Source organism: Acidobacterium capsulatum ATCC 51196, from assembly GCF_000022565.1.
In the GTDB taxonomy this organism is placed as follows: Bacteria; Acidobacteriota; Terriglobia; order Terriglobales; family Acidobacteriaceae; genus Acidobacterium; species Acidobacterium capsulatum.
Map to the genome: position 1 here is coordinate 563,977 of NC_012483.1, position 19,819 is coordinate 583,795.

The 19,819-nt window shown below is 61.9% G+C and carries 17 protein-coding genes; 7 read left to right on the top strand and 10 right to left on the bottom strand.

Annotated elements, in window-relative coordinates; translation table 11 throughout:
• Position 1: 1 nt before the first annotated feature.
• Entirely contained in the window at positions 2–436 is a 435-nt protein-coding gene (locus ACP_RS02465; protein ID WP_012680895.1) for an ExbD/TolR family protein, read from the bottom strand.
• A complete protein-coding gene (locus ACP_RS02470; RefSeq protein ID WP_012680896.1) occupies positions 420–1,184 on the bottom strand; it encodes a MotA/TolQ/ExbB proton channel family protein in 765 nt (254 codons plus the stop codon). The genes ACP_RS02465 and ACP_RS02470 overlap by 17 nt, the downstream gene beginning before the upstream one ends.
• Before the next feature lie 244 nt (positions 1,185–1,428).
• On the opposite strand from ACP_RS02470, the gene recN reads away from it, so the two are divergent.
• On the top strand, positions 1,429–3,114 hold the full coding sequence (recN, locus tag ACP_RS02475) for a DNA repair protein RecN (protein WP_012680897.1): 1,686 nt from the start codon (positions 1,429–1,431) through the stop codon (positions 3,112–3,114).
• Positions 3,115–3,174: 60 nt separating this feature from the next.
• Here the strand turns inward: recN and ACP_RS02480 are convergent, their stop codons facing one another.
• A complete protein-coding gene (locus tag ACP_RS02480; protein WP_012680898.1) occupies positions 3,175–3,717 on the bottom strand; it encodes a DUF1697 domain-containing protein in 543 nt (180 codons plus the stop codon).
• Positions 3,718–4,289: 572 nt separating this feature from the next.
• On the opposite strand from ACP_RS02480, the gene recR reads away from it, so the two are divergent.
• Positions 4,290–4,889: a recombination mediator RecR gene (gene recR, locus ACP_RS02485; RefSeq protein WP_012680902.1), complete on the top strand. Its 600-nt coding sequence runs from the start codon at positions 4,290–4,292 to the stop codon at positions 4,887–4,889.
• 71 nt (positions 4,890–4,960) lie between these two features.
• Here the strand turns inward: recR and ACP_RS02490 are convergent, their stop codons facing one another.
• Both ACP_RS02490 and ACP_RS02495 read right to left on the bottom strand, forming a co-directional pair.
• Positions 4,961–6,406: a C45 family autoproteolytic acyltransferase/hydrolase gene (locus tag ACP_RS02490; RefSeq protein ID WP_012680903.1), complete on the bottom strand. Its 1,446-nt coding sequence runs from the start codon at positions 6,404–6,406 to the stop codon at positions 4,961–4,963.
• A gap of 202 nt (positions 6,407–6,608) precedes the next feature.
• Positions 6,609–8,495 carry a tRNA nucleotidyltransferase/poly(A) polymerase family protein gene (locus ACP_RS02495; RefSeq protein ID WP_012680904.1) on the bottom strand — a complete coding sequence of 629 codons (1,887 nt, stop codon included), beginning with the start codon at positions 8,493–8,495 and terminating at the stop codon, positions 6,609–6,611.
• Between the two features lie 181 nt (positions 8,496–8,676).
• On the opposite strand from ACP_RS02495, the gene ACP_RS02500 reads away from it, so the two are divergent.
• The 4 genes from ACP_RS02500 to ACP_RS17100 all read left to right on the top strand — a co-directional run bounded on the left by ACP_RS02500 (position 8,677) and on the right by ACP_RS17100 (position 13,216).
• On the top strand, positions 8,677–9,183 hold the full coding sequence (locus ACP_RS02500) for a DUF6982 domain-containing protein (RefSeq protein ID WP_041839218.1): 507 nt from the start codon (positions 8,677–8,679) through the stop codon (positions 9,181–9,183).
• A gap of 35 nt (positions 9,184–9,218) precedes the next feature.
• Positions 9,219–10,262, top strand: a complete 1,044-nt coding sequence (gene lpxD, locus ACP_RS02505; protein ID WP_012680906.1) for a UDP-3-O-(3-hydroxymyristoyl)glucosamine N-acyltransferase — start codon at positions 9,219–9,221, stop codon at positions 10,260–10,262.
• Between the two features lie 53 nt (positions 10,263–10,315).
• Positions 10,316–11,119, top strand: a complete 804-nt coding sequence (locus ACP_RS02510; protein ID WP_012680907.1) for a response regulator — start codon at positions 10,316–10,318, stop codon at positions 11,117–11,119.
• Between the two features lie 228 nt (positions 11,120–11,347).
• On the top strand, positions 11,348–13,216 hold the full coding sequence (locus tag ACP_RS17100) for a sensor domain-containing diguanylate cyclase (RefSeq protein WP_052294649.1): 1,869 nt from the start codon (positions 11,348–11,350) through the stop codon (positions 13,214–13,216).
• A 49-nt stretch (positions 13,217–13,265) separates the two neighbouring features.
• Here the strand turns inward: ACP_RS17100 and ACP_RS02520 are convergent, their stop codons facing one another.
• The 5 genes from ACP_RS02520 to ACP_RS02540 form a co-directional block, all read right to left on the bottom strand.
• Positions 13,266–14,234, bottom strand: a complete 969-nt coding sequence (locus tag ACP_RS02520; protein WP_238525629.1) for a hypothetical protein — start codon at positions 14,232–14,234, stop codon at positions 13,266–13,268.
• Between the two features lie 99 nt (positions 14,235–14,333).
• The gene (gene ftcD / locus ACP_RS02525; RefSeq protein ID WP_012680910.1) at positions 14,334–15,287 is read right to left on the bottom strand and encodes a glutamate formimidoyltransferase; all 954 of its coding nucleotides are present in this window, start codon (positions 15,285–15,287) and stop codon (positions 14,334–14,336) included.
• Positions 15,288–15,513: 226 nt separating this feature from the next.
• Positions 15,514–16,284, bottom strand: a complete 771-nt coding sequence (locus ACP_RS02530) for an acyloxyacyl hydrolase (protein WP_012680911.1) — start codon at positions 16,282–16,284, stop codon at positions 15,514–15,516.
• A gap of 78 nt (positions 16,285–16,362) precedes the next feature.
• Entirely contained in the window at positions 16,363–17,103 is a 741-nt protein-coding gene (locus ACP_RS02535; RefSeq protein ID WP_012680912.1) for a YebC/PmpR family DNA-binding transcriptional regulator, read from the bottom strand.
• Positions 17,104–17,329: 226 nt separating this feature from the next.
• Positions 17,330–18,385 carry an aldo/keto reductase gene (locus ACP_RS02540; protein WP_012680914.1) on the bottom strand — a complete coding sequence of 352 codons (1,056 nt, stop codon included), beginning with the start codon at positions 18,383–18,385 and terminating at the stop codon, positions 17,330–17,332.
• 249 nt (positions 18,386–18,634) lie between these two features.
• On the opposite strand from ACP_RS02540, the gene ACP_RS02545 reads away from it, so the two are divergent.
• On the top strand, positions 18,635–19,789 hold the full coding sequence (locus ACP_RS02545; RefSeq protein ID WP_238525630.1) for an efflux RND transporter periplasmic adaptor subunit: 1,155 nt from the start codon (positions 18,635–18,637) through the stop codon (positions 19,787–19,789).
• The last annotated feature ends 30 nt before the right edge of the window (positions 19,790–19,819 follow it).

Here is a 19,819-nt window from a genome sequence, read left to right on the forward strand (position 1 = left end):
CCTACTGTGCGTTTGTGGCCGGAGAATTCTGAATCGGTTGCGTCACAATGCTGATGTTGCTGATGCCCGCCTGCTTGACCGCGTCCATCACCGAGGCAAATGCGCCGAACGGAACCCGCTCGTCGGCCCGCAGATAGATCACCTCGGTCGCCGGATCTTCTCCCGGCTTGCGCAGCAGCGTCGGCAGGTCGGCCAGGTTCACCGGCTTGTCGCCCAGGTAAACCTCCTGGCTTTTCGTGATGGTGAGCACCATGCGCGGCTGCGTCACCTCATGCACCGTTTTGGTCTGCGGCACCTTCACCTGAATGCCCGACTGCAACACCGGAGCCGTCAGCATGAAGATCACCAGCAGCACCAGCACCACGTCCACCAGCGGCGTGATGTTGATGTCTGAGAGAGAGCTTTGCGTGCGTCCGTTGTTACTTGTGAAGGCCACGTCCGGCCTCCCCTGTCTCTCCCTGTGGCTGCGCCGGGCGCTGCAGGGCGACCTCTTCCATGCTGTTGATCAGCTCGCGGGTAAAGTCGTCGATGCGCGAGCCAAATTCCCTGATCTTCGCGGTGAACTGGTTGTACGCCACCACCGCCGGAACCGCCACAATCAGGCCCGCCGCCGTGGTAATCAGCGCTTCCGACACGCCCGGAGCCACGGCCCGCAGCGTGGCCGCGCCCGCCGTGCCCAGCCCGTGAAAGGCATCCACAATGCCCATGATGGTGCCGAAGAGGCCCACAAAGGGCGCAACCGCCCCGATGGTCGCGAGCCACGACATGCGCTCTTCGAGGATCGTCAGCGACTCGCTCGAAGCCGACATCGCCGCGCGTTCGAGCGTCGTAATGTTGCGCGGAGGGCCAAAGCCGCCGGTCTGCCGCTTATAGGTCTCATACACGTCGTCAAAGACGTTGACGAGCGGGCTGGGCTTGAACTGCTCGCTGACAGCCGCGATGTCCTGCAGCCGCGTCGCCTTGCGAAAGGCACGCAGGAAGCGCCGGCTCTGCATATTCGCCCGCCGCAGCGCCGAGCTTTTGGCAAAAATGATCACCCATGACCAGATGCTCGCAATCAGCAGCAGAACCAGTACGGCAATCGCAGTGCCGCTGCTGCGCCCAATCATCTGCAGCAGCTCATTGCCGTGATCGACGGGCACCGGGCCCGACGCGCTGTCAGCGCCGGACTGGAACAGGAACATAGCCAATGTCAAAGAAAAATGTGTCATCGCCTGCAATGGTGTCGCATTTCCTCAGATTAAAGTTAGCAGAGAGCAGAGGCGGCAACCACTCGCGGTGGTTTACTTTAGAGGGTCCCCCGCGCGCCATTCCCAAAACCGGTAGGATGCATTCACGCCGCCCGTCGAAATCTCATCCTTCCCCCTGTCCTCCTCGCCCTGCCGTGCCTCATAATCGTGACAACGCAAGGCGAAAGAAAACCCCTCTATGCTGCTCGAACTGCGCGCGGAAAACTACGCCGTCATCGACCACGCCATCGCGGTCTTCGGCCCCGGCCTCAACCTGCTCACCGGCGAAACCGGAGCGGGCAAGTCCATTCTTGTCGATGCCCTCGCCCTGCTGATGGGCGCCAAAGCCTCCGCTGATCTCGTCCGTCACGGCGCAGAGCGCGCCGTCGTGGCATGCGTCTTTGAGAGCACGGCCGGTGCCGAAGCCGTTCTGGAAGCCAATGGCATCGACGCCCAGGGCGAAGAGATCATTCTGCGCCGCGAAATCTCGGAGAGCGGCAAGGGCCGCGTCTTTATTAACAATCAGCCGGCCACGGTCACCGTGCTGCGCCAGCTCGCGCCTGAGCTGGCCCTGGTCCACGCGCAGAGTGAAACCCTCGGCAGCTTTGACCACGCGCAGCAGCGCGGCCTGCTCGACCGCTTTGCCAACCTCTTCACCGCCCAGGCCGCCACCGCCTATCAAAGCTGGCGCGACGTGCAGCAAAAGCTCGACGCACTCGAGCGCGACGAGCAGGACCGCCTGCGCATGCTCGACCTGTGGAGCTTTCAGCACAAGGAGATCGGCAGCGCCAGCCTCACCGCCGGCGAAGATGACGCGCTTGAAACCGAACGCCGCGTGCTCGCCAATGCCGAGAAGCTCTATGCCGCGGCCATGAGCGCCTACGATTCGCTCTATGAGAGCAGCAGCTCCGCCGAGTCTGCGCTGCGCGCGGCCAGCCGCCAGTTGGAAGAGCTGGCCCGCTACGACGAGCGCTTTCAGGAATCGGTGCAGCAGATCGCCTCCGTCCGCGCCATCGTGCAGGACGTGGGCGAAACCACGCGCCACTATGCCGACGGCATCAACGCCTCGCCCGAGCGGCTGGCTGAGATTGAGGACCGCCTCGCCCTGCTCGACCGCCTCAAGCGCAAGTACGGCGCAACCCTCGACGACGTGATCGCCTACGGCGAAGAGGTCGCCCAGAAGCTCGCCGAAATCGAAAACCGCGATGAAACGCTGAAGTCCCTGCGCACGCAGCTTCAGCAGGCCGAGAGCGCCTACCGGCAGATCGCTGCCGCGCTCACCGCGCAGCGCAAAGAGGCCGCGCGTGCGCTTGAAAAACTGGCCGTCGCCCAGATCAACGATCTCGCCATGAAGGCACGCTTCGAGGTCGCTGTCACCCCCAGCGAAGATTCCGCCGCCTGGACGCCGCACGGCTGGGACACCATTGAATGCCTCATCGCCACCAACGCCGGCGAGCCGCTCAAGCCGCTCGACCAGATCGCTTCGGGCGGCGAAATGTCGCGCGTACTGCTCGCGCTCAAGGTCAGCGTCGAAGAGGGAGCCAATCGCTCAAGCCGCAAGAAGACGCCGGTGCCGCGCACGCTCGTCTTCGATGAAATCGACATCGGCATCGGAGGCCGCGCCGCCGAGGCCGTCGGCCAGAAACTCAAGGCCCTGAGCCGCGCCCAGCAGGTGCTCTGCGTCACTCACCTGCCCCAGATCGCCGCCTTTGCCGACCAGCACTTCCTCATTGAGAAGCAGGAGAAGCAGGGCCGCACCAAAACCTCGATTCGCGTCCTCACCGAAACCGAGCGCGCCGAAGAGATCGCCCGCATGATGTCCGGCGCAACCGTCACCGACACCTCCCGCAAACACGCCGAGCAAATGCTCAAAACCAGCAAGTAGCCCTGTCTACACAAAAGCGGGTGCCCCACATCTCGCAGAGATGTGGGTTCAAATCACCATCTAACCCCTCTCGGACTCATGCGCGGCCCGTCCCATCTCCGCCAGCTTGGCAATCGTATTCATATTCCGCATCGTGCCGTTCTTTCCCGCGGGAATCTTCAGCTTTGCGTCGCCGATCCCATCCGCATAAAAGACATAAATCTCGCGCCGCCCCAGCGCCAGCTCTTCGCGGTTGCGATGAGTCACGGTGTCGAGCGCATCCGTCGGTGGCGGCTCGTCGAGAAAGATAGCGACGCTCCAGTTGCCGGGCTTGCCGTGAAAGGGATTGGCGGCGAGCACGCCGGCCATCTCCTCCGCCGTGCGAACAATCACCCCCACCGGCTTGCCCGCGAACTTCGCCAGCTCCGCTTCGAGCCCCGCCTTCACCTGCGCCCCGGTCTTCTTTGTGGTGAAGACCACATTGCCGCTCGCAATATAGGTCTTCACGTCAGCGAAGCCCAGCCGCTCGCACATCGCCTTCAGCTCCGGCATGGGCAGCTTGTTGGTGGGGCCAAGATTCACTGCACGCAGCAGGGCAATGTAGGCGGTCATAAGAGATTCCATGGTAATCGTTCTCCCCGGTCCCAGCAGGCTCGCCTGGCCCCCGTCGCCCGGCAGGCGCAGGTTAATTGATCAGCCAACTCCACCCGCGGCCATTTGCCGCCAATTCGCTTCAATTCCGCTATTCTTTAGATAGGAGATCACCGCATCCTCAGGCATGACGCCGCCCGAAAATACGAAAATATGTGAATACGCATTCACATTCTTCCCGCGCGGCCTTTGTGATCCTGCAAGCCATTGACCCCGCTGCACTTACAGCCCACAAGTCCGCCCTCCGGCGTCACAGTCGCAAAATAATGCGAATTCGCATTCACATTCTCATTCCGGCGCAGCAAACGCCGTAAGCCATGACAGTACAACCAGATACCAGCGCCTTTGTCCTCCGGGTCCGCTCACGCCCGGAAAAAATACACGCAAATGTGATTCCAGATTCACATTTCCCCAAAGCCGCTCCGCAATCCCCGATCCCTACCCCGTAACCATGTCGTAAACATCAGCCCTCTCGCAAACCCATTCTCCCCGGCCCGGTTTCCTTGCCCGGCAGCCTCCATTATGCTGAGGCAGGAGAACCAAAGTTGACCCGATTCGCAGAACCCATGGCGCGCCTCATTGAGGAGCTGCGCAAGCTGCCCGGCATCGGCACCCGCAGCGCCCAGCGGCTGGCCTTCCATATCCTGCGCTCCAGCACTGCCGACGCCGAGGCTCTCGCCGGCGCCGTACGCGACCTCAAGGCCCAGCTCCGCCTCTGCTCGGTCTGCAACAACATCACCGACGTTGATCCCTGCGTCTTCTGCAGCAGCCCCACCCGCAACCAGCGCCTGGTCTGCGTCGTCGAGGAGCCCACCAACATCGCCGCCGTCGAGAAAACCCGTGGCTACAATGGCGTCTATCACGTGCTGCATGGCACGCTTTCGCCGCTGCACGGCGTCGGCCCCGAACACCTGCGCACCGTCAACCTGCTGGCCCGCGTCGAGCGCGGCGAGGTGGACGAGCTCATCCTGGCCACCTCCCCCACCGTCGAGGGCGAGGCCACAGCCAACTATCTTGCTGACCTGCTGCGCCCCTTGCGAGTGCGCCTCACCCGCATCGCCACCGGAGTCCCGGCAGGCAGTGACATTGAATACGTGGACGAGGTCACGATGACCCGCGCCCTCGAAGGCCGCCGGGAGCTATAGGAACCCGGCAAGCCAGCTCTGGCCGGGAACACTCGCCGGGAACATTCTCTGACCCGCCCAGGCTCCTTGCGCTACTTCCCTGCCCGCTCGCCAGAGGTGAAGGGCGTCCAGGGATAGGCGATCATGTCGCGCAGGACTGGCTTCTCCCAGTTGAACTGGGGATGAGCGGCGAGGAACGGCTTGACGTAAAAACTGTGGCCGCCGGGGTGCCCGGCGTGGGCGACGAGTTGCATGCGGGCAGCCATCGCGCTATCGGTGGCCTTGCCCTGCACCGCTCCCTCGGGAAAGAAGGGTGGATCGCCCCAGACTGGCACGCCGCGCGGCGAGCGGTCAATGTGCCCGCAGAGGGTGCGCTCGTCGGGATCCACCTTCTTTTCCCATGAGTCGTAGTGATCGCCGAGGAACTGTTCGGCGAGCGAAACGTCGATGCGGCCCTTGTACTGCTTCATGAGCTGGAGCCAGCGCACGTGGCGGGCATTCGGCGAGGAGCTCATGTCCGCAGGGTCGTAGCCGATGGTTTCGTCGCGGATCAGGGCCGGGTCGCGGGCGAAGTTGGCGCTGACGAAGTAGCCGTTCTTCTTCTTCCAGAGCTTGACGTGCTTGAGTCCGAGTTCCAGGTAGCCGATTTCGCCGGTCTTGCGGTCGCCGATCAGCCAGTCATTGGCGTAGCCGCCGTTGTTGCCCTTCTCCATGATGGCGGCGTACTGGTCGATGCTGCCGGCGTATTGCATCGCTTGACGGGCCCGCACGAACTCGGGGATGGCATCCGACTTCCAGCCGACGAAACCGGAGATGGTCGTCTCCGTAATCATGAGGCCGTCGCTGTTGACGCCGAAATCGTCTTCACTGGTGATGAGCCCCGGAGCGCCATCCATGATCATGCGGTAGCCATGGGCAGGCTGAATGTCAAAGATGATCGTCCAGCGCTCGCCGTCGGCATAGTTGGTCCAGTTGTTGTGGGCAATGACGATCTGGCCGCCCTTGGTCCAGTCGCCGGTTGCGATAAAGGCGCTGCACCGGCCGGGAGCCTTGGGCGTGACGGGCTGATGCTTCTGGAGCTTGAGCCACGGAATGTAGTACTCGCCGATCTCGATGTTGCCGTTCATGGCAACGATGTCCCACAGATCCAGATGGCCGCCGCGCGCCTCCACACCCTCGGCGATGCCCTTAAGCTCGGCGCGGTACTCGGCGTTGATGTGCGGCCAGAGGATGGTGCGGGCGGTCTGGCGGTAGAACGTCCAGGGATAGGCCGGGGTAGCGTGGGCCTCTTCGACGCGCAGGGTGCGGGCGAAGTCCTCAATCTGCGGGGCGAGCAGATAGCCGTGCTGGAAGCCGATCGCTTCGGGAGTGCCCTGCAGGTGGACGTAGGTCCAGCCGTTCTGCTGGAAGCGGTAGGCTCCGGCGAGGCGCGGGTCTTTGGCCCCAGAGGTGGCAGCGGCGGGAGCGGCCAGAGCCGCGCCGGCCAGCGAAGCCAGCAGGGTGGCAAACAGAAGTGAGCGGCAGAGACGGACGATCATGAGGACCCCGAAACCGAAGATGCTCCTGAAGTTACCACGCGGAGGGGGAAGAAACCCATGAGGATTTCGCATGCAAGCTGTTCATTTTGAGGAGATCAAGAGACTCGCTTTTGCCCATGGCCGGAGGCGCAACTAGAAAGGCACCCGGACTGTTGACCGGATGCCTCTGCTGAAGTGATTCTGCATTGCGTGGCCGCGGATATTAGCGCTTCTTTTTGGCGGCTGGCTTGGCTGCGGGTTTCGCGGGCGGCTTCTTCGCTGCGGGTTTGGCCGCAGGCTTCGGAGCTACTTTTTTAGCAACAGGCTTGGCGGCCGGTTTGGATGCCTTCTTCGCCACCGGCTTCGCAGCCTTGGCGGGAGCAGGCTTGGCGGCCTTCTTTGCCGGGGCCGGAGCGGCCTTTTTCGCCGCCGGTTTGGGAGCGGGCTTTGCGGCCGGTGCGGCCACGGGCTTGGCGGCTTTGGCAGGAGCCGGTTTCGCAGCCTTGGCGGCGGGCTTGGGTTCTGCTTTTTGCTCGGCCTTGTGAACAGCAGGAGCGGCCGGTTTCACGGCTTTGTCGGCCGGCTTCGGGGCGGATTGAGCCTCAGGCTTGGCTGTCTTGGCTGCGCGAGAGGGCTTCGCCGGAGCGTGCTCCTCTTCTTCTTCGTCAGCATCCTCATCGGCGTGATGATCTTCGTGCTCGTCCTCGTCTTCGTGGCCGGATTCGTCGTCTTCGTCATAACCGGAGGGCATAACGATGTCGGGCGACTCCTCTTCCTCAACTTCAACCTTGGGAGCGCGGCGCGAGCGTGAGCGGCGAATGGTGACCGGCGGCGGCGGCGCGGGTGGCGAGTAAGGCTCCAGGAAGGCGCGCATAGCCTCTTCGGTCTCGAGTTTGCCGTCAATGAGCGCAAAGAAGAGCTCATTGAGCAGGTGGCCGTACTCGGGCAGATCGGCGGTGATGCGCATCTCGGCCATGAGCACGGTGGGAATCTTTTGCCGGGCCTCGGGCCAGACCTCAAAGAAGTTCTTGAAGCGGGTCTGCACCGGAGCGCTCTTGCTGGTGAAGGCCAGCCACAGTACCGGCTCAGGCTGATAGTTCGCAATCAGCTTCCAGGTGGCCGAGGGCGTAGAGGTTTCCTTGGCGGTGAGCTTGACGCTGAATTCCTTGGCAGCGTCGTCAAGGTGCTCCCACTGTTGGACAAACCCGGGGCACGGCAGCAGCTTCTTGAGGCTGGCGAACTCTTTGGGAGCCAGTTTCGCTGTCAGCAACCGCATCTGCGCCGCGGACAAATCCGGGTGAACCCCCTGCATCAGCAGCTTGACGTAGATGCGGTGCAGCTCTTCGAGGGCCGCAGCATCGGCTTTGGCGGCGGTCCAGGCCGGGAAGAGCTGCTGCATCCAGCCTTCGGCTTCGAGCGCCTTCAGAATCTTGAGGGCGTCCTCTTCGTGGCCGATCTCTTCGAGTTCATAGCCGCGCAGCCAGTCAGACATGGCCGCGATACCCTCTTCGCGGGCGTTGTCGTAGCGCGCCCTGGTGCGCTCGTCCATCTCCCAGCCGGTGCGGGCGGCGAGACGGGTGACGCGGATCATGCGGGAGGGATCTTCGAGGAATCCGTAATTGTTGACCAGGCGCAGGTGGCGCGCCTCCATGTCGGCAATGCCGTTCAACGGATCGAGCAGCAGGCCGTAGGAGCCCTCATTGAGGGAGATGGCCATGGCGTTGACGGTGAAGTCGCGGCGGCGCAGGTCCTCCAGCATGGTCGACCAGTGGTAAACGGGTTTGCCGGGCTTGGGGTATTCCTCGCGGCGGGCGCTGGAGACCTCGACGCGGATGCTGCCGGGAAACCAGAAAAACAGGGTGCGGGTTTCTTCATGCTCGCCCCAGAGTTCGCCGCCGGCTTTCTCCAGTGCTTTCTTGAGCTTGAGAGCATTTCCCTGAACCGAAAAATCAAGGTCGCGGACGGGAAAGCCAGAGGTGAGATCACGCACAGCTCCGCCGGCGAGAAAGACTGTCATGCCAGCATGCATCGCCGCCTGACGAACCTGTTCGACTGCGTTGCGCTGGGCCGGGGAAAGCCGGTTTTCAAGAAGATAGATATAGTCGGGCATGCTTCGAATTCACCGCCAGGCCGCCGCCCGTGAGTTTGCGCTGCTAAATCGATGAATCCAAATTACTTGCGAGCAGGCGGACAATCGATACAAAGGAACAATGTAACATACGGTGCAGACGTTGGCTATGTCTTTGCACCAGAAATGATGCGGCACGGCAGCGGCCTGGGGACGACCTTGCATGGCGGGAGCACGGAAAAAAGCGATTGTCCGCAAGTTCAGCCGCGAATGGCTCGCCGGATACCTGCCCCAGGAGGACCTTTGCCATCTGGGCATGGTGGAACTGCTGGATCTCGAAAGCAAGGTGGCGCTGGTCGCAGCGCAGGAGATCAAGTGGGTCTGCTATGTGCGGGATTTCAACTCGGGCGAGGTCAACAATCCTGAGCGACTGCTGCGCAAAACCTTTGCCGGGCGGCCCAGGATCGAGGGGGTTCATCTGCGGCTGAAGCTGACCGATGGCGATGTCATCGAAGGCGTGGCGGCGAATGACCGCTCCCTGCTGGGCGCGGAGGGCGTCTTTCTGCTGCCGCCGGATACGCGGAGCAATACCCAGCGCATGTGGATTCCGGTGACGGCGATTGCCGAGCTGGAGGCGATGGCGGTGGTCGGCTCAGCGAAGAAGAAGATGGTGTCGGCGCGCGTGGACGGAGCTGCCGCGGCCGCCGATCAGCCGGAACTGTTTGAGTAGGAACAGAGCCACCCCCTGCGGCTACAATTCCAAGCATGAAGCTGTCAGTCCTGGCCCACCAGCTTGGTGGCGTTTGCACCGGTGAAGACGATCCGGAGATCTCCGGCGTTGCCGGCATTGAGGAAGCCCAGCCCGGGCACCTTACGTTTGTGGCGAATCCAAAATACACCGCCGAAGTGAAGAAGACGCGAGCCAGCGCGGTCGTGGTGAGCCCGGATTTCCCGGAGATTGCGCTGCCGGCGCTGCGGGTGAAGAATCCCGATCTGGCGTTTGCCAGGGCGATTGAGGTGTTCTATCGCGGGCCGGTGTATGCGCCGGGGATTCACCCGAAGGCCGAGGTCCATCCGACAGCGAAGATTGGCGCGGGAGCCCACATTGGAGCCTATGCCGTGATCGGCGAGAACGTGGTGATCGGCGAGCAGGCGGTGATTTTGCCGCATGTGGTGATTTATCCGGGCGTCACGATTGGGGACCGCTTTTTTGCGCACGCGCACGCGGTGGTGCGCGAGAATTGCCGCCTGGGCGATGGCGTGATTCTGCAGAATGGCGCGGTCGTTGGCTCGGACGGGTTCGGGTTTGCCCGGCTGGAGGGCGGCGGCTGGTACAAGATTGTGCAGTCGGGCCCGGCGATTCTGGACGATGAGGTCGAGATTCAGGCCAACGCCTGCGTGGACCGCGCGCGGGTGGGCGAGACGCACCTGCATCGCGGCGTGAAGGTGGACAACCTGGTGCAGGTGGGGCATGGGTCGATCATCGGGGAGAATTCCCTGCTCTGCTCGCAGACGGGTCTGGCGGGGTCAACAGAGATTGGGCGCAACGTGATTCTGGCCGGGCAGGTGGGTGTGGCCGGGCACTGCAAGATCGGGGATGGCGTGATTGCGACGGCCCAGGCCGGGCTGCATGGGGATATTCCGGCCGGGAGCATCTTGAGCGGCTCGCCGGGCTTTGACAACAAACAATGGCTGCGCGTGACGGCAATCATGCCACGTTTACCCGAGTTGGTGCGTCAATTACAGAGAGTGGTGAAGCAGATGGAGAAATGGACTGCGCAGCAAGGCTCGGATGTGCATCCTACTTAAATCAACTGGGGATCAACCGGGGCCAGCTCTGCTTCCGCGAATGATTTGTGACTATGTTTAACGATACGGACCAGGAAACCCTTGCGAGCGTTACGGAGAACCCGGCACAGCCGATCCGGGTGTTGCTGCTGGACGACCATCCGGAAAACCTGCTTCTGCGGGCGACGATTCTGCGCAAGTACGGCTACCTGACGGAGACGGCCGCGACCATTGAAGAAGCCGAAGCCATGCTGGACGAGATTGATATCGCGGTGCTCGATTATCATCTCGGCGCGGGCCAGTTCGGCACGGAAGTGGCGGCGGAGCTGCGGCAGCGGCGCCCACAGGTGCCGATCATCATCTTGTCAGCGACGCTGGAGCGGCGCTTTGGCGGTGTCGAAGATATGCATCTGCTGAAGGGCTACAGCTCGATTGACGACCTGGTGACGGCGCTGCGGTCCTTTGAAGCCAAGCGGCGCGGCAAGCCTGTGGTGGTGGATGCGCGGGACTTCTTTTATTCGCGCATCAACATGGCGATGGGCGATGACGTGGTGCTTGAGATTCTGGACGCGGACGGCACCTGGCAGTACGTCAACGAGGCCTGCGCGCGATTGCTGGAGCATCCGCGGGAGTGGTTTCCGGGGCGCAATATGTTTGAGGAGATGCCCGACCTAGCTCCGGACTGGCAGGAGATCATTCGTACGGTGGCGCGGACGCGGGAGACGTATATCGACCGCACTTATCGCGGACTGCTGAACCTGCCGCGCAAAGGCACGGAGTGGATCTGGAATGTGCTGGTCTTTCCGATCACACTGCATGACGGCGCCACGGGCGTGGTGCTGACGGCGCGTATTCTGGAGCGGAAGCCGTCGATTTGAGGACGATAACAGAAACGGAAGTGGCCTGAAACTCAGAATCGGGTGAGCCGTCCAGGTGTCTTCTCACGCTTCAGGCGATCGCACTAAGTTCCCACTTTGGTGGTAACTCCCACATTTGAATGGGGCATTCACCTTTTGTTAAAAGTTGTATTGAGTATTCCGCACCACAACATATAAGGTTCTTGAGGTACTTACCGGAAGCCTACTGCCTTCATGTCAGCTGAAACCATGTCTATAGATTCGCAGCGGGGCACCTCTTCGCTACGCCTGAGTCTTCTTGCCTTTGTACTGACATTTCTGACCGGGCTGCTGAGCCTGGGGCTGACGCGACATCTCTCCCATCTGAATCCCATCTGGTGGTCCAACGGAGTATTGCTGGCTGCCGTGCTGGCTGCGCGCAAGCGGGCCTGGCCGATGCTGCTGGCCGCCGGCGGAGTGGCCATTCTGCTGGCGCACGTGATCGTTGTGCATACCTTCGGACTTGCGGTGGCACTGATTGACCTCTGCAACCTGCTGGAGGTTTTAGTCGCCGCCTGGGTTTTGCGGGTCTGGATGGGCGAGTCCTTTGACCTGAGAGGCGCCGAAAAGTTGTGGCGCTTTGTGCTGACGGCGGTTCTGATTGCGCCGTCCATCTCCGGGGTGTTTGCCTCATTGCTGCATCACTACCTGCAGGGCATTCCCTTTCTGCAGGCGATGATGCAGTGGTATTTTGCCGATGCGCTGGGGGTTGCGACCGCAACTCCGGTGGCCTTTGCGCTCTACCGGGGCCAGGTGCGGGACATCTGGCGCAAGGACACCAGCCGGCAGAACATTCCGCTGCTGCTGTTGTTAACGCTTGCGACGGTGGTGTGCTTTTTGCAGCCGAGTGTTGCGTTTCTCTTTTTGCTGTTCCCTGCCCTACTGGTGGTGGCCGTGCAAACCGGCTGGACCGGAAGCGGCGCAGGAGTTCTGCTGATTGCTCTGATCGCCGTGATTCTGACCGGGCTCGGCTACGGCCCCATGGCCAGCCTGGAAGGCGTTTCGCTCAGGATCAAGACAGTCGATCTTCAGCTTTTTCTTGCCTCGTGCTCCATCTGCGGAACGATTGTTTCCGCAATCTTTGAGGAGCGGCGCAAGCTGCTCAAGCTTGCGGTGGAGAACGAGCGGCGCTTCCGGTCGCTGGCCGAGAGTTCGCCGGATGTGATGGTGTTGACCGACCTGGCGGGACGGCGGCTTTATGTTTCGAGCGCGGCGAAGACTCTTCTGGGATGGAGTCCAAAAGAACTGCTGGGAAAGACCTATCAGAGTAACATCGTGCATTCGGACGATGTGCCCGCGCTGGAAGAGGCGCTGAGCGATGTGCGCCGCACCGGGGAAGGACGTACGCTCACCTACCGCTGCCAGCATAAAGATGGGTCTTATCTGTGGGTGGAGGCCAGCCTGATGCTCTACCGCGACATGCAGAGTCATGACCCGATCGGATTTGTGAACGTGGTGCGCGACATTACCAGCCGCAAAGCAGCCGAAGAGCGGATGCAGACAGCCTACCTGGAGCTGCAGGCGCTGGCTGAGATCGACGCACTGACAGGTGTGGCGAACCGGCGGCACTTTGACAAAGTGCTGGACGCGGAATGGAAGCGGGCCATTCGTACCGGCGCACCGACGGCGCTGCTGCTGATCGACGTGGACTGGTTCAAGAATTACAACGACATCTATGGGCACCTCGAGGGCGATGTATGCCTGCGCAGCATCGCTACGTGGATCTCGGTGTGCATTCACCGTTCCACAGACCTGGTGGCGCGGTTTGGCGGCGAAGAGTTTGCCCTGATTCTGCCGGATACGGACGAAGCCGGGGCGGCGGCGCTCGGCGAGAGAATCCGGGAAGAGATTGAGGCCCGCAAGGTCGTGCATCGCGGCAACGAATATGGCCACATCACGATCAGCGCGGGCTGCGCCTCATTGATGCCGATGCGCGGCACCAGCGGAACTCTGCTGATCGACGCCGCCGACAAGGCCTTGTACCGGGCCAAGAGCAGCGGCCGGAATCGTGTGATGCGCGCCAGCGATGAACAGGAGCCGCGCATCGGCGGCGCAGAAGACACCGTCTCAAGCACATAAAAAGGCCGCGGATCTGGTCCGCGGCCGATAGATGCTGATTTGCAGTTAGCTACTTCACGACGGTCTGGAAGAGCGGCGACTGCAACAGGCTGGCGAACTCGTCGTCGGTGGTGTTGAAGCGCACCTCGAGAACTCCAGCGGTGGAGTCGATGCTGGTGGCGTCGATGGCCTGCTTTTCGACCGGCGTCCCGCTGAGCTTCTCATACATGGCGGCGGCGTTGAGCAGCGACGACATGGTGGCAGCGGTGATGGTATCGGGCGTATTCACGTTGAGCGCAAACTTCACGCCATTATTGAAGTTCATGGTGTAACTGGAACTCAGCAAACGGGTTTTTACCGCGTTGAAGTCGGCAAGCTGCGAAGCCTGACCGAGCAGGCTGCGCATCATGAACTGCGTGCCCTTCTGGTCGAGGATGCTCCAGATGGGCTGGGCCTGCACCTGCTGCATCGCGGCCATCATCTGCGTGTTGCTCTGGATGCTGGGGGCCCTGCCGTCGCGAGCAGCGAGCGCGGGGCGCAGCGCTTCAAGGGACCCGAAGAGCATGGTGGTGGGATTGAGGAAGGTCACCATCATGCCGCCGGCGCCCATGGGATAGAGCTTGTTGGCGCGAATCATGGTCGGCTTGACCTTCTTTTTGTTGAAGGCGGCGATGATATCCGGCACCGAGAACTGGCCCTGCGCGACGCCGAGAATACGCGTGAAGCTGCTATTGGCGGCGGGCCGGTACGCGGCAAAGCAGAGCGAATCGACATCATGGCTCTCATCGAGACCCGAGGCCTTGAGGGCGCGCTCGAGCGCCTTGAGCTGCGGCGGCATCAGACGCGCCTTCATCTGCATGGCTGTGTCGGAGTTCTCCATGGAGCGGTAGTCGATGTCAATGAGCTGCTGCACCTGCTGGGGAATGGCGGATTGCGCGTCATTGCTGAGCTGTACGGCATGGGCCGGCAGGGCCGCAGTCATCATGGCGGTGAGGGCGCATGCGCCGAGCATCGCCTTCCACTTGGTTGTTCTGCTCACTGAAGAATTTCTCCATCCTTGGGGCATATGTTGTTGTTTTCTCCGCGACTCACAAACTTTTCGGAAACGACAGATCCAGCAGAAGGCGCAAGGCGGCGGTCAACCTTGCTGACCGGCACCGGGCCAGGCGATGGGCCAGGCGAGTCTGCGTTCGAGCACTTTCTGGTCTGGATCGAACTCATGTAATAGACGCGCCCATTCGCTTTCCCGCTCATAAGCGGCCTCCGGAATCAAACCGATCAACTCACCGCGAATGGGGACGGTACCGTGCGCCTGTGCCTTTTGCTTGACCAGGGCGAAGACCTCGCCGACCGAGACGCGGGTAAAGTCAGTGACATTCATGGTGACCTGTGCCTCGCCGTTGACGAGAACTCCCAGGGCTTTGACGCCGTGGAGGCCTCCGCCGGAATGGCGGACCTCGCGGGCGATGGCACGGGCGATGCCCACGTCAGGAGTGTCGAGATAGATGTTGTAGGCGATGAGAAATTTGCGCGCGCCGATGGCGACGGCTCCGGCGGTGGGGTGCAGTTCGGGACCGCCAACGTCGGGGCGGCGGGCAGGTTCGTTGCGCACGGCTTCGCGCAGGCCCTCGAACTGGCCGCGGCGCACCTCCTCCAACTGGGCCCGGTCGGGCCGGGCAGCAGCGGCCTCGTAGAAATAGACCGGAACGCCGTACCGGCGCCAGACTTCCCTGCCGGCCTGGCGGGCGATAAGGGCGCACTGCTCGAGCGAGATGCCGCGAATGGGCACAAACGGAATGACATCAGCCGCGCCGATGCGGGGATGCACGCCCTGCTGACGAGTGAGGTCGATGAGCTCGGCGGCGGCCCCGGCGGCGCGGATGGCAGCCTCCTGCACGGCTGCCGGATGCCCCGCGATGGTGACGACGGAGCGGTTGTGGTCGTGATCGAGCGAGTAGTCGAGGAGCTGCACGCCTTCCACGGCCATGGCGGCGATGATCTTGTGGATGGCTTGCTCGTCTCTGCCTTCGGAGAAATTGGGGACGCACTCGATGAGAGCGTCCGGCTCAAAGAGCGGACCGGATGAGGTCACCGATACTCACCTGCCTTCCATACAGAGCGGTGTGGAGCCCTGAGGGTGCCTGTGGTGAAAGTCGAAATGGACATGAAAGGCATCCCTCAGTGGCTAAAGCCCTGGTGATATTGCTTGACCTGGCGTACGGGCTAAAGCCCGTACCCTTCAACGGAAGCCGTGCCCTGATACAAAACTGACTTTCACCACAAGCTCCTGAGAAGGCCGGGCTGAACAACGTGAGACTCTACCGCTTGCGGCTCCACCACCAGCTATAGCCGAGCTGAAACTGGACGCTGGCGTTGACGCCGGGATTCTTGTCGCCGAGCGAAGAGCTGGAGATGTGCACGGCGTTCGCCTCCACATAAATAGAACGGCGCGGAGAAATAAAGTAGTGCGTGCCGATGCCGAACTGCGGCGTGAAATTGAAGACGCTGGTTCCGCCTGGGGTGCCATGCGGCACGAGCACATCGGGCGGAAACTTATGCGTGGTGTAGATGAGTCCGCCGCCGCCCTGCACCCAGGGTTCCCAACGGCCGTGCGGCATGAGGTCCCAGCGCAGAAGGATGGGCGTGATGCTGATGCCGGTGAAGGTTCCGCCGCCGGTGGGCAGAAATTGATCGCCGATTTGCTGGCCGCTGCTGTTGGTGACGGGGTAGGCCTGCAGGCCGGCCTTGGGCGTGAAAGCCTGCCAGTAGGGCATGACCTCGATGTCGTATTCAAAACGGCCACGGAGCAGGCCCGGCAGCGCAGGGTGAGTGAGAATTTTGCCTAGCTTGACGCCGGCCGCGAGGAAATGGAAATCAGAGCGATTGGCCGTGCCGAAGCCCCCCTGCAGGAAGGGGCCAAACTCCCACGGGTAGTGGGAGAGCGTGGTTTCAGGCGTCTGGATGTTGTAGTGAAAGTGAGGATTGGCAGGCTGCGCGGTGGTGGTTTGCGCGGCGGCCGAAGCGATCATGACCGTGCCGAAGAAAGCGATGCCAAGTGTGGCGGCAAATGAGGAAAAGAGTCGTTTCATTCTGTCGGTGATTCCCTCGCGAGAAGACAAAGGCCGCCTGCGGGCGGCCCTGTGTCGTGATGATTGTGCGGGCCGGGGTTAGCCGGCCACCTCTTCCACCTGCTCCATGTCGAAGTTGGAGTAGACGTTCTGTACATCGTCGTGATCTTCGAGCGTTTCGAGTAGACGCATCATCTGGTTGGCGGTAGCGCCTTCGAGCTTGGTGTAGGTGGAGGCGATCATGGTCACCTCGGCCACCTGCGGCTCGATGCCGGCGTCGCGCACGGCCTGTACGACGGCGTCGTAGGCCTGGGGCTCGGTGAGGATCTCCCAGTTTTCGCCTTCGCCGTTGAGGTCATCGCCGCCCGCTTCGAGCACGATATTCATGAGCTTCTCCTCATCGGCCGCGTCTTTCGAGACGACGATAAGGCCCTTCTTCTGGAACATGAAGCGGACAGAGTTCGGCTCGCCGAGGTTGCCGCCGTTCTTAGAGAAGGCGTGGCGGATTTCGCTCACGGCACGGTTGCGGTTGTCGGTCGTGGCCTCGACGATGACGGCGACGCCTCCGGGACCGTAGCCCTCGAAGGTGATCTCTTCATAGACCGCGCCGGGCAGCTCGCCGGTGCCGCGCTGGATGGCGCGCTTGATGTTGTCCTGAGGCATGTTCTCGGCCTTGGCCGCGGCGATAGCGGTGCGCAGGCGCGGGTTGCCGTCAGGGTCGCCGCCAGCACGGGCGGAGATGGTGATTTCCTTGATGAGACGGGTGAAGATCTTGCCGCGCTTGGCGTCGAGCGCGCCCTTTTTGTGCTTGATTGTCGCCCATTTGGAATGGCCGGACATGGGAACCTCAGAAGCGATCTGTGTGGATTGATTTGCGGCATCGCCCAGAGGAATAACGACGCACTGCGCCATGCCTGCAAAGGGTAAGTATAACAGGCCGGAGAGCTTTCCTTAGGCGGCGGTGAAAGATGAAGGATGGGTGGATCGCAGAAGAGAGCGGCCCCACGCCAGCCAGGCTGAGGCTTGCATGGGGCACGATGATTTTGCTTCGAAATGAAGCGTTGATTTAGCCGATCTGGCCCTGCTCTTTGTAGCTGGGCACGGGGAGCGGGTTGCGCTCCACAAACTGGCGCTGGTGCCAGTAAGGGTAGATGGGCGTGACTTCGCTGGCGCGGTCGAGCTTTTCCACCTGCGCGGGAGTGAGGTTCCATCCTGCGGCGGCGAGGTTCTGCTTGAGCTGCTCTTCATTGCGCGCGCCGATGATGACACTCGAAACGGTGGGGCGCTGCAGCAGCCAGTTGAGCGCAATCTGCGGCACGGTCTTGCCGGTCTCTTTGGCAACTTCATCGAGAGCATCGACCACACGGTAGAGGTATTCCTCCTCGACCTGCGGGCCGTAGTCCGCAGTCTTGTGCAGGCGGCTTTGCTCGGGCAGTGGCTGGCCGCGGCGAATCTTGCCGGTGAGGCGGCCCCAGCCGAGCGGGCTCCAGACCAGTGCGCCGACGTTTTCAGAGAGGCCGAGCGGCATGAGCTCCCACTCGTATTCGCGGCCCACGAGGGAGTAATAAACCTGATGCGCGACGTAACGCGCCCATCCGTAACGCTCGGAGATGGAGAGCGACTTCATCAGGTGCCAGCCGGAGAAGTTGGAGCAGGCGATATAGCGCACCTTGCCCGAGTGGACGAGGGTGTTGAGCGCGTCGAGGGTTTCATCGATGGGCGTCGTCGCGTCGAAACCATGCATGTGGTAGATGTCGATGTAATCGGTGCCGAGGCGCTGGAGGCTCGCGTTGCACTGCTCGATGAGGTGCGAGCGCGAGGAGCCAAGATTGTTGGGGCCTGCCGCCATGCGGAAGGTGGCCTTGGTGGAGATGAGCCACTCCTGCCGGTGGCTGGCGATGGCTTTGCCGAGAACCTCTTCCGCGAGGCCGGTGGAGTAGACATTGGCGACATCGATGAGATTGACGCCGGCTTCCTGACAGAGCGCGAGCAGACGCTGCGCTTCGTCGACCTGAGTTTGTCCCCATGCTTTGAAGAATTCGTTGCCGCCGCCAAAGGTGGCCGCGCCAAAGCTGAGCGCGGAGACCTTCAGTCCCGAGTGACCAAGCCGTCTGTATTCCATGAGATATGAGATGCCCGTGGGCGAGGGTAAGTTTCGCACCGGGAGATATGGAGGGATCAGTTTCCTTTCCCGGGTCCGAACTGACGGACCCGGGGTAACCGATGCTGTGGATGGAACCAACGTCGAAGCGGCTGCGTATGAGTGATCAATCCGCCGGAAGAAAATGCCGGCGCCGGAGGAGATGTCTTGAATCAGTCGCAGCGGAAACGGAAGCGCAGGGGGGGCCTCTGGGCCGGAGTTGGGATTGCAGTGGTGCTGGTCCTGATTGTTGGCGGCGTGATGGTGGTGAAGGGGCATGGGACGAAGATTCCGGCCTCGCAACTGGCCAAGGTGGAGCGCGGGGATATCATTCGCAGCGTGGTGGCGACCGGACCGATTGAGCCGATTACGAAGGTGGATATTCAGTCGAAGGCGAGCGGCATTGTCGAGAAGCTGTATGTGGACATCAACCAGCATGTGACGAAGGGCGAGAAGCTGGCACAACTGGATCAGCAGGAGATTCTGGCGCAGGTGCAGGCACAGCAGGCGACGCTGGCCGCAGCGCAGGCGAATGTGGAGAGCGCGAAGGCAAATGTGGCGGAGGATCGCGTGAATGCGGCGGCTCCAGACCTGCCGATGTATCGCGAGACCTTTCAGCGCAACAAGAAGATGTATGCCGAGGGGCTGGTTTCGCAGCAGGCATTCAATGACGCCGAGCGCGATTATCTGGCGGCGGCGAACAAGCAGAATACGGCGAAGGCGCAGATTCATGTGGACCTGGCCAAGCTGCAGCAGGCGCTGGCGCAGGTGCAGGAAGCCAAAGCGAGCCTGGACCAGTTGAATCAGCAACTGGGGTATACGACGCTCGTATCACCGATTGACGGCGTCGTGCTCTCGCGCGATGTGCAGGTGGGCGATGCGGTGAGCTCGATCCTGGTGCTGGGTTCAACGGCGACGAAGGTGATGACCATCGGCGACATCAATCAGGTCTATGTGGATGGCAAGGTGGACGAAGCCGATATTGGCAACGTGTACCTGGGGCAGCCGGCGACGATTCATGTGCAGTCGTTCCCGAACAAGACGTTCCAGGGCAAGGTCACGAAGATATCGCCTATGGGCGTGGACAAGGACAACGTGACGACGTTTGAAGTGCGCGTGTCGATTGAGAATCCGGGACATGAGCTGAAGGCGTTGATGACGGCGAATGCGGAGATTCGCGTGAGCGAGCACAAGGACACGTTGACGGTTCCGGAGCAGGCGCTGACCTATGACAGCAACAAAAATGCCTATGTGTATGTGCCGGACGCGAAGGCCAAGAGCGGACAGCGTAAGGTTGCAGTGAAGGTGGGCATCTCGAACGGCAATCGCGCAGAGATTCTAAACGGGCTCAAGCAGGGCGAGACCGTGGTGCTGCAACAGTCGTAAGATGAGGGCCGGCGAATGAGCAACGGAGGA